Origin of the sequence: Paenibacillus nasutitermitis (assembly GCF_014641075.1) — a bacterium.
In the GTDB taxonomy this organism is placed as follows: Bacteria; Bacillota; Bacilli; order Paenibacillales; family Paenibacillaceae; genus Paenibacillus_Z; species Paenibacillus_Z nasutitermitis.
Window position 1 is genome coordinate 1629556 of record NZ_BMHP01000001.1, and the last position, 12121, is coordinate 1641676.

Consider the following 12121-nt stretch of genomic DNA (forward strand, 5'->3'; position numbering starts at 1 on the left):
AATCGAATAGAAATAGAGAAAGGTTTAACGGCATGTCCGGCCATTTCCAAGTTGTAAGGACAGCTGTATAAGCAGGAGGGGGAATGATGCCGATGATGGAGCATACGGCTCCGGGTATTGCGATATTAGGAATCGGTACGGCGGTCCCGGATTATAAAATGGAGCAAAACGATGTCTCGCAGAGACTGTCCGACGCTCTGAAGGATTATTCCGATTCCAGGCGCTGGGCGAAGCGGATCTTCAAGCAGTGCGCCGTGGAGACACGGTATACCTGCGAACCCAATTTATTGGAAGACGCTGCAAACTGCCGTTATTTCCCGCATAACTATGTCTCCGAGGCGCCTTCCACAGCCCAGCGGATGCAATTGTACAAGCGCGAGGCGGTGCCTCTTGGCTTAAAAGCCGCACAGGCTGCGCTGCAGGATGGAGGAATAGCTCCTTCGGAAATTACGCATTTAATTACAGTGAGCTGTACGGGGCAGTTTCTTCCCGGCATGGACGCTTTGTTAACACGAAAGTTGGGGCTGTCTCCGACCGTTAACCGGATCCCGCTTCAATTTCTGGGCTGTGCCGCAGGACTTAAAGCCATTTGTCTGGCAAATCAGCTTGTATGCGGCGACTCTTCGGCCCATGTGTTAATCGTCAGCGTGGAGTTATGTACCCTCCATATCCAGCCATCCAGCCAGCGGGAAGCGTTATATGCGGCTTCTTTCTTCGGCGACGGCGCATCATCTTGTGTTGTCGGACCCCAGCGTGCGGCGCATAGGGGGTGTTTTCAACTAGGTCCCGACTATACCGTTCTCTTGCCCGGTTCTTTGGAAGAGATGGTATGGGAGATAGGGGCACACGGCTTTGATCTTTATTTGTCTACTGCAATTCCTAAGCTGATTGGACAGTTCATTCCAGAGGAAGTGAGCCGATTCCTGAAGGATGGCTTTAAGCCTTCATTATGGGCAATCCATCCCGGAGGCAGAGGGATTATAGATGCTTTGAAGGACGCGTTTGCATTGACGGAAGAGCAGACCAGGCCAAGCCGTGCCATCCTCCGCGACTATGGCAATATGTCGTCGGCAACCATCTTGTTCGTGCTTGAGGAGATAAGACAGGCGCTAAGAGAGGGAGAGGCTGATGATGAGAACGGGATCGCTATGGCATTCGGGCCGGGATTAACGGTGGAAATGGTCAGATTTACTTATCTTCCATCGGCAATACCGAACCCCCTTCAAGTGGAGACGGCAGGTGTTTAAAGCTTTGAAGCTGCGCGCCTCCGAGCCGGAGATGATGGATGATTTCTCGCGGGGCGGGCAGGAACTGCGGGAAGCACTCAAGCATTTGCGACGGTTGAACCGGATATTCGGGGCAGCAGCCCCTACACTTCTGGGAGTCAGGCGGTTATGGAAGGAAGCTGACGAACCGGCATCATTGTCCGTGCTGGATGCTGGCTGCGGCTCCGGGGATGTGAATGCCCATCTACTGCGCTGGGCGGATAAGAATGGCGTAGCCATGACGATAACGTTGGCAGATTTGACTGAGGAAGCATGCGAGGAAGCCAGAGCGCTGTTCGTAAACGAGCCGCGGATAAAGGTCGAAAGGAAAGACTTGTTCGCTCTTGAGGAAAACATCGCGGATATCGTGACGGGCACGCAGTTTGTGCATCATTTTTCAGAGGACGAGCTGCCCGGCGCGGTGGAGAAGCTGCTTGACGCATCACGATTAGGCGTTGTCCTGAATGACATTCACCGCCACATTGTGCCTTGGGCCGCGGTATGGCTGACAACCAGACTGATTTCCAATAACGCTTATATTAAGCATGACGGACCGCTCTCCGTTGCCAAAGGTTTTCGGGCGGAGGATTGGAAGAAGCTCAAGGCCGCGTTAGCGACTCCGCAGCTGGAATATTCCTGGAGACCGTTATTCCGCTATGCCGTTGTGATTGCAAAATACAGGCGCTGACGCTTCTAGCCCGGGAGGGGACCATGGTGGATGCTGTTCATGATGTAATTGTTCTTGGCGGTGGGGTTGCCGGAAGCAGCGTCGCGCTGGCTTTGGCCAAAAAAGGATGGGACACGCTCCTGCTTGATCGGCAGCGGTTTCCCCGCCATAAAGTATGCGGCGAATTTCTCTCACCGGAATCGCAGCGTATGCTGCATGCGTTGGGGATGCGGGAACCGCTGGAGCAGCTGGGTCCCAGTCTGATCCGCCGCACGCGCCTTATCTTCAACCATGGCAGGCAGCTGGAAATTCCGCTGCCCGGGACTGCTATCGGGATCAGCCGCTACAGGCTCGATACGGCGCTGCATGCCGGAGCGGTCCGGGCCGGGGTTAAACTGCGGACCGAAACAACTGTCACATCCGTCTATCCGGCCGGTTCAGGGTATGTGGTGGAAGCCAGGCAGGGAAAAGTCTGTACAAGCTACTACGCCCGTATCGTAATTGCCGCTTGGGGGTCCAATCCCCGCGCAGGGCTTCCCGGCCACACTGAACATCCGGAAGGCAAAAGGTATTTGGGAGTGAAATCCCATTTTGCAGGAATCAAAACGGAGCCGGTCGTGGAGCTGTATTTCTTCCCTGGGGGTTATTTGGGCCTTTCTCCGGTCGAGGGAGGTTATATGAATGTGGCCGCACTGCTGGAACAGGGCATATTTGGTCAAACAGGGAAATCAGTTCTCGGAATGATCCAGGAGGCGTGGGGCAGAAATAGGCATCTCTTTGCCAGGCTTGCTCATGCGGAAGCTGTACCGGGAACGCAAGCAGCGGTTTCACCGGTCAATCTGAATCGGGCAGTAAACGCCTGGGACATGCTGCCGCAGGTGGGAGATGCAACGGTCATGATTCCTCCTTTATGCGGTGACGGAATGTCCATGGCGCTGCGGTCGTCTGAGCTTTGCGCCCCCCTTGCAGACAGCTGGTTGCGCGGGGAAATCTCGTTACAGCAGTGGCAGCATAATTACACGCAGTCGATTCAAAGGGAATTCCAACGCCCGCTGTGGTGGGGAAGGCGGCTGCAGTGGATCTTCGGCGTCCCGGTATTGCCCCAGTTGATGCTGGGAGCTGCCAGATTCACGCCGCGCCTTGCCTATGGTATGGTTCAGGCAACCCGAATAAAAGACCGCTGAAGCCCGTTCGCTTTTTTTGCAGCAAAGAAAGAAATACAATCCCGAGGAGCTTGGCTATGGGTTTCCGCGCGCTTGCTGTACTATCGCATCGTTATCCGGCGATTATCATTGTGATGTGGGTCCTCTTTCTAGGCTTTTGCGGAATCAATGCCCATAAGCTGCCGGGTGTGCTCAAGGATCATGGTCTGACTCCGGCCGGTGCCTACGAACAGGTGCGGCAAATTCTGGAGTCTGAATTCCGGATCCCGGGAGATCCGGTGCTTCTTGTATTTGAGAAAAGAGAAACCGTGCGCGAAGCGGAATTCAAACGATATATCATGCGAACGCTACAGGATCTGCAAGGAGTGGAAGGGTTGTTGACTGTGCGATCGCCGCATGAGGAACCAGGCATGGTGAGGGGGAATCTCGCCTATGCATTACTATCAATAGACAGCAAGCGCTACGACACGGCTGCGATCCTGGAAGACATTCAGCAGCGACTTCCTGTTGACGGGAATATGCTGGTCCGTGTAACCGGGAATGCCGCGATCCAGGCTGACGTTAACCGGGCCAGCCTCCATGATATGAAACAGGCGGAGATGGCAGGCATACCCGTCGCTTTTCTCATCTTGCTGTTTGCTTTCGGAGGAGTCGCAGCAGCTGCCATACCTGTGATCGCAGGCGTGATCGCGGTTACAGGGAGCATGGGGATAATGGTATTGATTGGGGAGCGGATCGATCTTTCAAATTTTGTATTGAATGTCATTCCGATGGTCGGACTCGCTCTCAGCCTCGATTTTGCATTAATGCTGGTCAGCCGCTTCCGTGAAGAACTTCGCTGTATGGAGGCGGAGGAGGCGCTGATTGCCACCATGCAGACAGCCGGAAGAGCGGTGCTGTATTCGGCCCTAACCGTCTTCTTCGGACTGCTGGGCATTTTCTTTATTCCGCTTCCGATGTTTGCATCCGTCGCCCTGGGAGCGATAACCGCGCTGACGGTTTCCGCTTTAACCGCTTTAACGCTGGTTCCGGCGCTTCTGGCTGTATGGTGGCCAGCTATGAAGGGGAAAATCAGAGCTTCTTCCGGCGGGAAGGGGAGAAGCAAAATCTGGCTTGCCTGGTCCTCTTATGTGATGAGTAGACCGATCCGGTTGGGGGCGTTGGCTGCCATCTTCTTAATGGGCTGTTTGCTGCCTCTTTCGGGAATGCGGCTGGCTGTCCCCGGCGCGGATTCCCTGCCGACCGATTATGCATCACGCCTCGCATTTGATGTCTACCGCGATCATTTTATACCTCCGGAAACTTCAACCGTCTATATTGTTGGGGGCAAAGCGCTGGGAAGAGAGAAGACGTCCAATCTTGCTCGGACGCTTGTCCCTGCTCTGATTATGGATCCTCTGGTGCTGCGGGTGGAACCTGTCCAGGGCCGACAGCTGCTGATTCAAGTTATGCTGGCAGGAAAACCGGATTCGCATGAGGTGATGTCGTGGGTAAGAGCTTGGGAGAAAAGAGGAACGGATGCGGCAGCTCCATTTCTGCTTGGAGGCGAAGCCAAATTCCAGCAGGAGGTGTACGATGCTATCTTTGATCATTTCCCGCAGGTGTTTCTGTTTATTTTGGTTTCCAATTTCATTGTCTTGTTCATCGCCTTCCGCTCCGTGCTTATTCCGCTAAAAACGATTGCCATGAACCTGCTCAGTCTCGGCGCATCATTTGGACTGCTCGCCTTGATTTTCTCAAGCGGGCAGCCTGGAATGGATGATGGCAGCATTGCGATCATGATACCTGTGTTCATATTCGGACTTGCGTTTGGGATCAGCATGGATTATGGCGTATTTCTGGTATCGAGAATCGATGAGCTTTTTCGTAAGACAGGCGACAATGACCAAGCGGTTATGCAGGGACTGTCAGCGACCAGTGGCATTATAACTTCCGCCGCGGCTATTATGGTTGCCGTAACGCTTCCATTCGCCTTTGGAGAAGTAGCAGGTGTTCGTCAGCTTGGAATCGGCATTGCCGCGGCCATCATCATCGATGCGACGGTGATCCGCCTTGTTCTTGTGCCGTCTTTAATGAAGCTGCTCGGGAAGTGGAACTGGTGGGCGCCGCGTTGGCTCAAATAAGACCCCGGGCATGTTTATGAAAAATCAGCTGGAAGAAATTCATCAACAGTCCAAACCGCATGATCCGTCGGCACATAGGATGCATAGAGGTGTTTGGCCGGGATACAGTCATCTTTAAATCTTTATGGAGGACCAAACACCGGTACAAAAGGAGCTGGAACAAATGGAACTATTATGGTACTTGATTGTTGGCGGTGTAATCGGCTGGCTTGCAGGATTAATAGCGGGCAAAGATATTCCCGGCGGCGTAATCGGTAACATAATTGCCGGTATTCTAGGTGCCTGGCTGGGCGGGGAACTGCTGGGAGACTGGGGACCCAAAGCAAGCAACTTTTATATTTTACCGGCACTGCTTGGAGCCATCATGCTCGTCCTTGTGTTAGGTGCAATCGTCCGTTCCAGGCGTTGAGGTCCAATATAAATCGCAGGCACATTACATGCAGCAGGCATTCCCGGCGGGGGATGCTTTTTTGCCTTTAAGAGCTGCCGGGAACCGAGGAAAAACGCACTGCCATTGTTAACCATACACAAGATCAAGCTAATTGGTCAAAGAAGGTCAAAAGATGAAATTAAGTCGGTTTTTCCTGTTATTCTGGCTTAAACCGGGGCATTCCGCTCCAAAACAACAGGCCGCGGCTTTTGATTGATTCCGCCAAAAGAGATATAATATAAACAAAGAATGAAAGCAGCCCATTACAAAAATGAAGTTCCGTTTCGTACGCACGCCAGATCGTGGACCGGACGTCCTTATGCTGAGCGCTTTTTAAAAATATAAGAATGATTATGTTTTCACCTAAACCAGGCTTAAATTGTTGAGGGAAGAAACTGATTGCGCCACTAAAGACGGCGTCAGCCGTTTCTTCTTATTGAATGTGGTTTGACCTTAACTGACCAAACGAGGGGGTGGAGCTGTTGGCACAAGCAAACGATTATTACAGCGTTCTTGGCGTTGACCGCAAAGCAAGCAAAGAGGAAATTAAAAAAGCCTATAAAAAGAAGGCAAAAACGTATCACCCGGATGTGAACAAAGCTCCGGGAGCTGAGGAACGTTTCAAGGAGGTGCAGGAAGCCTATGAGGTGCTCTCCGATGATGAAGCCAGAGAAAATTATGATCGTTTCGGGCAGCACTGGCGTGAACGCTCCCAGGCCGGACAGGGCGGCGGAGACCCCTTCGGACAACAACAAAGCGGAGGCTTCCGCACCTCCCGGACCCAAGCGGAAGGAATGGATTTCGATGATCTGTACCGGCAATTCTTTGGCGGTGCGCAGGGCGGCGGCGGATTCTTCAATGAGGATGGCGGTTTTGATATTCGGGATGCACCCGCAGATCAGGAAGCGCAGCTTTCCGTATCGCTGGATGAGCTCGTTCAAGGCGGCAAGATGCGGGTGCAGGTCGGCGAGAAGGAATTGAACATCAAACTGCCGGAATCCGTAATCAGCGGCCAGAGAATCCGCTTGAAAGGGATGGGCGGGGTTTCCAGAGACGGGGTTAAAGGTGATTTGTATGTCACGCTGCAAATCAAGCCAGATTCCCATTATACCATTGACCGCTATGATCTTGCGGTGGAGCTGCAGGTTGCTCCATGGCATGCTGCGCTTGGCACGGAAGCGAAGATTCGCTTGCCCGGAGGGGGCATGCTGAACGTGAAGGTGCCCCAAGGCATGACTGCAGGCCAGAAACTGCGTCTCACGGGCAAAGGGCTGCGCAAGCCGGACGGTTCATCCGGCGATCTCTATATTACCTTGGCGGTTACAGTGCCCCGGGCGGCTTCGGAGAAAGTCAAAGAACTGTACCGGGAGCTTGCGAAGGAACAGAGCTTTGATCCCCGCCTCTCGTAAGCGGTCGATGGGAATAGCGGCTTGCAGATAACCTTGAATGGAGGAATGAACGATGGATTTCAATCGGTTTACACAAAAAGCGCAGGAAGCGATCGTAGCAGCCCAGCAGGCAGCTTTATCGCGTCATCATCAGGAGATTGGCTTGATCCATCTCATCCTGGCGTTGATCAGCCAACAGGAGGGATTAACCCCCAGACTGCTGCAGAAGTTAAATGTGCCGTTGGAGGAATTCCGGACAAGGCTTATGGATCAGTTGGCGCGCAAGCCACAGGTTGAAGGCCCCGGTGCCGAGAATGCCAGGGCGTATCTGTCGCCGGCTTTTAACGTAATGATAGCCCAGGCTGAGAAGGAAGCGGAAGGGTTAAAGGATGATTATTTGTCTGTGGAACATCTGCTGCTGGCGATGCTCGACGACAAACAGGAGACGGGCACCCTGCTTCGCTCCTTCGGGATCAAGCGTTCGGCCATGCTTGCCGCTTTGGCGGAAATCAGGGGACATCAGCGTGTAACCAACCAGGAGCCTGAGGCGACCTATGAAGTGCTTGAGAAATATGGACGCGATCTGGTGGCCGAAGTCCGCTCAGGCAAAGTCGATCCGGTCATTGGCCGGGACAGCGAGATTCGCCGGGTCATCCGGATTCTTTCCCGCAAGACCAAAAACAACCCGGTTCTTATTGGGGAGCCGGGCGTGGGCAAAACCGCGATCGTCGAGGGTCTGGCCCACAGGATCGTCAAACGGGACGTTCCCGAAGGACTGCGGGACAAGATTATTTTCGCGCTCGATATGGGGGCATTGATCGCAGGAGCCAAATTCCGCGGTGAATTCGAGGAGAGGCTGAAAGCGGTGCTGCACGAGGTCAAAGAGAGCAATGGCCGGATCCTGTTATTTATCGACGAGCTGCATACCATTGTCGGTGCCGGCAAGACCGAGGGCGCTATGGATGCGGGCAACATGCTCAAGCCAATGCTCGCTCGCGGCGAGTTGCATTGTATCGGAGCGACGACGCTGGATGAATACCGCAAGTACATTGAGAAGGACCCCGCGCTGGAGCGCCGGTTCCAGCAGGTGCTTGTCAGCGAGCCGGATGTCGAGGATACGGTCTCCATATTGCGGGGGTTAAAGGAGCGCTTCGAGCTGCATCATGGGGTCAAAATTCACGATAACGCTCTTGTTGCCGCCGGGGTGCTGTCCAACCGCTATATTTCCGACAGATTTCTTCCGGACAAAGCGATTGATTTGATTGACGAAGCATGCGCGATGATCCGGACGGAGATCGATTCCATGCCTACAGAGCTTGATGAGGTAACCAGGCGCATGATGCAGCTGGAAATTGAAGAAGCCGCTTTGCGCAAGGAAACCGATGCCGCCAGTCAGGACCGCCTGAAGGTGCTGCAGAAGGAGCTGGCGGACTTCAAGGACCGCTATAACACTTTGAAGGCCAAATGGGATCATGAGAAGGAAATGCTTCAAGGCGTCCAGAAGCTGCGCAAGGAATTGGAGCAGTTGAAGCTGGAGCTCGTGGAAGCGGAGGACCGTTACGATCTGGAGAAATCGGCGGAACTGAGCTACGGGCGTATTCCCGAGATGGAGAAACGGCTGAAGCAGGCCGAGGAGGACGCTCAATCGGATACGCAGCAGCGCCTGCTGCGAGAGGAAGTGACGGAGGAGGAAATCGCGGGGATTGTCGCGCAATGGACCGGCATTCCCGTGAACCGTCTGGTAGAAGGCGAACGGCAGAAGCTGCTGCGGCTGGAAGAGCTGCTGCATAAGCGGGTAGTTGGCCAGGATGAAGCTGTGAGTCGAGTTTCGGATGCGGTGCTCCGGGCACGCGCCGGGATCCAGGAGGCCAACCGTCCAATCGGTTCTTTCCTGTTCCTCGGTCCGACCGGTGTCGGCAAAACAGAGCTCGCCAAAGCACTGGCGGAAGCATTGTTTGACAGCGAACAGCGGATTATCCGCATCGATATGTCCGAATATATGGAGAAGCATGCCGTCTCGCGGTTGGTTGGAGCACCTCCGGGTTATGTCGGGTATGAAGAGGGCGGACAGCTGACGGAAGCCGTTCGCAGACAGCCTTATTCGGTTCTGCTCTTCGATGAAGTGGAAAAAGCGCATCCTGACGTATTCAATACGCTGCTTCAGCTGCTTGACGACGGACGTTTGACGGATTCGCAAGGACGGGTTGTGGATTTCAAAAATACAATCGTCATTCTTACCTCCAATATCGGGTCGTCTTATTTGATTGAAGGCATGGATCACAGCGGTGAAATTTCGGAACAGGCGGAACAGTCTGTAATGCGGGAGCTGAGGGGGCATTTCCGGCCGGAGTTTCTCAACCGGATTGACGATGTAGTCCTCTTCAACCCTTTGAGCCTGGATCAGGTGGAACAGATTGTCGGGAAGCTTGTGAACAGTCTGGAGCTGCGGCTTAAAGAACGGCGCATCGGATTGCGCTTGACGGAAGCGGCGAGAGCTCATATTGCAAGGGAAGGTTACGATCCTGTTTACGGTGCGCGGCCTCTTAAACGCTATATCCAGCGTTTTCTGGAGACCAGGCTGGCAAGAGAGATGATTGCCGGAACGATTGGCGACGGCGCCCAGGTTGAGATCGACGTTGAGGATGAAGAGCTTGCCATTCGCACTCTTACCGGTAATCCGGATTCAGACCTGAACCGTAATGATGATACAGAAAGGGCAGGGAAGCCGGCCATATCCCTCTGAGGATCCGGTACGGCCCTCATCAAAGACAATGAACGATGTGAAGCGCTGCCCGTTATGCGGACAGGATAATGAATGCGGAAATCCCGCCGGGGAACCAGAAGGAACGTGCTGGTGCTACGGGGCTTATTTTCCTGGCGATCTGCTCGATCGGGTGACTGAGGAGCTAAGCGGAAAATCATGTATTTGCAAAAAATGTCTTGAAAAGCACCTTGAATCGCCAGGTTAAATCGAGCCCTGCGGCTTTGGCACCTACGCGTTCATGAGATGCTTATTCACAGCCAAAGAACCATCGGCGGAGAGCTGTCCTCCCGATGGTTCTTTTTGCATTTTTGACCGTACCTGTGACCGGCAGACCTGCTGGCCGGGGCTAAACCGGTTCATCTGCATTATCGGGTGGACTGGAAGTAAGGATACTATAGCTCTATACTAGAATAGAGTTGTAAACATTCACTTGATCGTTGAGGTGAGGTATCTAATGTCCGGGCATGTTAGGAACGCAACTGCATTAATAGCGATGGAGAACAGGCGGGACATAATCAGCTTGTATACCCCGGGAGCCGAGGGTTCAAACGATTCGGCACACCGCTTCGCTGACGAAGTGGTGAGCTCTTTGCAGCAGGTCATTTATACACTTGACGGGCGCTGGTCGCCCAGTTCCAAAAAACCGCCTGCTGTAATAATTGAAGATCATACATTCTATCAGATGCCAAGTACTGACAGCGCAATCAGGCTTGCTTCAAAGTCTACTGCAGATCTCTTCGGCACCACATCGGCCTCACTTGCGGCGGCAAAACTTATTGAACTGGCTGGCGATACCCGGAATTTGCCGGCTCTTCAGGAAAGGCTAGGCAAGCTGCATGCCAGAACAGCCATCGCCTACGAACGGTTATTAGACCTCTTGCTGATACATCCGGCGACACTAAGAATCGAGTGGGCCGGGCCGCTCGGCGAACAGAATGCTGCCGAATTGAATGTTCACCAGCTGCAGGCAGGTTTTTCTTATCTGAATGAGACCATCGAAAAAAAGGACATGATTCACTTTACAGGCAGCCTGATTACGATGAATACGGCGAAAAGAAGGTTCCGCATGGAATCGGAAGAAGGCGTCCTTTACAAAGGCGGATTATCTGACACGGTCAGGCAGCAATATCCCGAGGGTTCCAATACACTTGCATTTCCAGTCCGGGCGGAGGCCAGTATTGAACGACGGACGATCTATAAACCGCGGCTGGACAGGGAGGCCATCACGGATACTCTTGTTGAACTGGATACGCATCCTGGTCTGGATATCCAGGAGACCTTGTTCGCATTGCGGGAGCTTTACAACCGGCTGGCTTCAACCACCGGTTCCGATAGTGATTATGCGTTCAATACTCTTATTTCAATGGACGATTACAGCGAGCTGGCAGCACTTGTTAATCAACTGTTGGACAGCAATCCATCCAAAGGCGCACGCCGCGCCCTTGACCCGGCCGACCTTCCAGCTGTATATGAATTGCTGACAGCTGGAAGGCCGATCGGCAATCTGGCAGAGTTTGACACCCGGCTTGTTGCCGAAGATCAAGATGGTTATGATTCCGGCTCAAGAACAGTTGGACGTGCGGAACGCGAAAAAGCGGCCGCGGCGCTGTTGAAGCTGACTACAGCAGCATATCCTTATATTCGCATGTTGTTGAAGAGATTGTTAAGAATGATCGACGCGCTGGAAGCTGCGGACGGATAGTAGGAAAGGTGCGTGATATTAGCAATCCAGAAGAAAGCTGACCCAGCCAGGTATGTTATACTATGGAGAGATTAATCAATTTGCTCATCACATAATTAATAGAAGAGGTGACGGTTATGGCATTAACGGCAGACCAAATTTTTGTGAATTTACCGGTTAAAGATTTGAATAAAGCGGTTGAATTTTTCAGAGCGGTCGGGTTTGATTTCAATCCGCAGTTCACGGATGAGAATGCAACATGCATGATAGTGAGTGACAAGATTTTCGTTATGCTGCTCGTTGAAAACTTCTATAAAACGTTTACTTCCAAAGAGATTGCCAATACGGCAACAACGAACGAGGTGATTATAGCCTTGTCCGCCGAGAGCCGCGAGGAAGTGGACGCCATTGTGAACAGGGCGCTGGAAGCGGGAGGAAAGCCGTACAATGAACCGGTTGATCATGGTTTCATGTACAGCTGGAGCTTCCAGGATGTTGACGGTCACCTTTGGGAGTTTACGCATATGGATGCCAATGCCCTAAATCCGGAGCAAGGACAAGCGTAATAAGGATTGGCTGTTGAGCGGGAAATATCAAAAACCATCGCATCTTGATTGCGATGGTTTTTTAGGTTGCTTGC

The 12121-nt window shown here is 53.0% G+C and carries 10 protein-coding genes; all 10 read left to right on the forward strand.

Going from position 1 to position 12121, the window contains the following annotated elements:
• The first annotated feature begins 95 nt into the window (after positions 1 to 95).
• Positions 96 to 1247: a type III polyketide synthase gene (locus tag IEY46_RS06930; protein WP_188991764.1), complete on the forward strand. Its 1152-nt coding sequence runs from the start codon at positions 96 to 98 to the stop codon at positions 1245 to 1247.
• Positions 1240 to 1953, forward strand: a complete 714-nt coding sequence (locus IEY46_RS06935) for a methyltransferase domain-containing protein (RefSeq protein ID WP_229750114.1) — start codon at positions 1240 to 1242, stop codon at positions 1951 to 1953. The genes IEY46_RS06930 and IEY46_RS06935 overlap by 8 nt, the downstream gene beginning before the upstream one ends.
• Positions 1954 to 1976: 23 nt before the next feature.
• Positions 1977 to 3116, forward strand: a complete 1140-nt coding sequence (locus IEY46_RS06940) for an NAD(P)/FAD-dependent oxidoreductase (protein WP_229750115.1) — start codon at positions 1977 to 1979, stop codon at positions 3114 to 3116.
• A 56-nt stretch (positions 3117 to 3172) separates the two neighbouring features.
• On the forward strand, positions 3173 to 5218 hold the full coding sequence (locus IEY46_RS06945; RefSeq protein ID WP_188990413.1) for an MMPL family transporter: 2046 nt from the start codon (positions 3173 to 3175) through the stop codon (positions 5216 to 5218).
• Positions 5219 to 5381: 163 nt separating this feature from the next.
• Positions 5382 to 5627 (forward strand): GlsB/YeaQ/YmgE family stress response membrane protein, encoded by a 246-nt coding sequence (locus tag IEY46_RS06950; protein ID WP_188990416.1) that lies wholly within the window; start codon positions 5382 to 5384, stop codon positions 5625 to 5627.
• Positions 5628 to 6130: 503 nt separating this feature from the next.
• Positions 6131 to 7057 (forward strand): DnaJ C-terminal domain-containing protein, encoded by a 927-nt coding sequence (locus IEY46_RS06955; protein WP_188990417.1) that lies wholly within the window; start codon positions 6131 to 6133, stop codon positions 7055 to 7057.
• Between the two features lie 52 nt (positions 7058 to 7109).
• Positions 7110 to 9779, forward strand: coding sequence for an ATP-dependent chaperone ClpB (gene clpB, locus IEY46_RS06960; RefSeq protein WP_188990419.1), 2670 nt, complete (start codon positions 7110 to 7112; stop codon positions 9777 to 9779).
• Between the two features lie 28 nt (positions 9780 to 9807).
• Positions 9808 to 10005, forward strand: a complete 198-nt coding sequence (locus tag IEY46_RS06965) for a cysteine-rich CWC family protein (RefSeq protein WP_188990421.1) — start codon at positions 9808 to 9810, stop codon at positions 10003 to 10005.
• A gap of 249 nt (positions 10006 to 10254) precedes the next feature.
• Positions 10255 to 11502: a hypothetical protein gene (locus IEY46_RS06970; protein ID WP_188990423.1), complete on the forward strand. Its 1248-nt coding sequence runs from the start codon at positions 10255 to 10257 to the stop codon at positions 11500 to 11502.
• Positions 11503 to 11618: 116 nt separating this feature from the next.
• Positions 11619 to 12047 carry a VOC family protein gene (locus IEY46_RS06975; protein ID WP_188990425.1) on the forward strand — a complete coding sequence of 143 codons (429 nt, stop codon included), beginning with the start codon at positions 11619 to 11621 and terminating at the stop codon, positions 12045 to 12047.
• Positions 12048 to 12121 lie beyond the last annotated feature (74 nt).

Excerpts from the sequence above, each read along its gene's own strand:
- IEY46_RS06930 (WP_188991764.1), top strand. The coding sequence starts at position 96 with ATGGAGCATACGGCTCCGGGTATTGCGATATTAGGAATCGGTACGGCG.
- IEY46_RS06940 (WP_229750115.1), top strand. The coding sequence starts at position 1,977 with ATGGTGGATGCTGTTCATGATGTAATTGTTCTTGGCGGTGGGGTTGCC.
- IEY46_RS06945 (WP_188990413.1), top strand. The coding sequence starts at position 3,173 with ATGGGTTTCCGCGCGCTTGCTGTACTATCGCATCGTTATCCGGCGATT.
- IEY46_RS06950 (WP_188990416.1), top strand. The coding sequence starts at position 5,382 with ATGGAACTATTATGGTACTTGATTGTTGGCGGTGTAATCGGCTGGCTT.
- clpB (WP_188990419.1), top strand. The coding sequence starts at position 7,110 with ATGGATTTCAATCGGTTTACACAAAAAGCGCAGGAAGCGATCGTAGCA.
- IEY46_RS06965 (WP_188990421.1), top strand. The coding sequence starts at position 9,808 with ATGAACGATGTGAAGCGCTGCCCGTTATGCGGACAGGATAATGAATGC.
- IEY46_RS06970 (WP_188990423.1), top strand. The coding sequence starts at position 10,255 with ATGTCCGGGCATGTTAGGAACGCAACTGCATTAATAGCGATGGAGAAC.
- IEY46_RS06975 (WP_188990425.1), top strand. The coding sequence starts at position 11,619 with ATGGCATTAACGGCAGACCAAATTTTTGTGAATTTACCGGTTAAAGAT.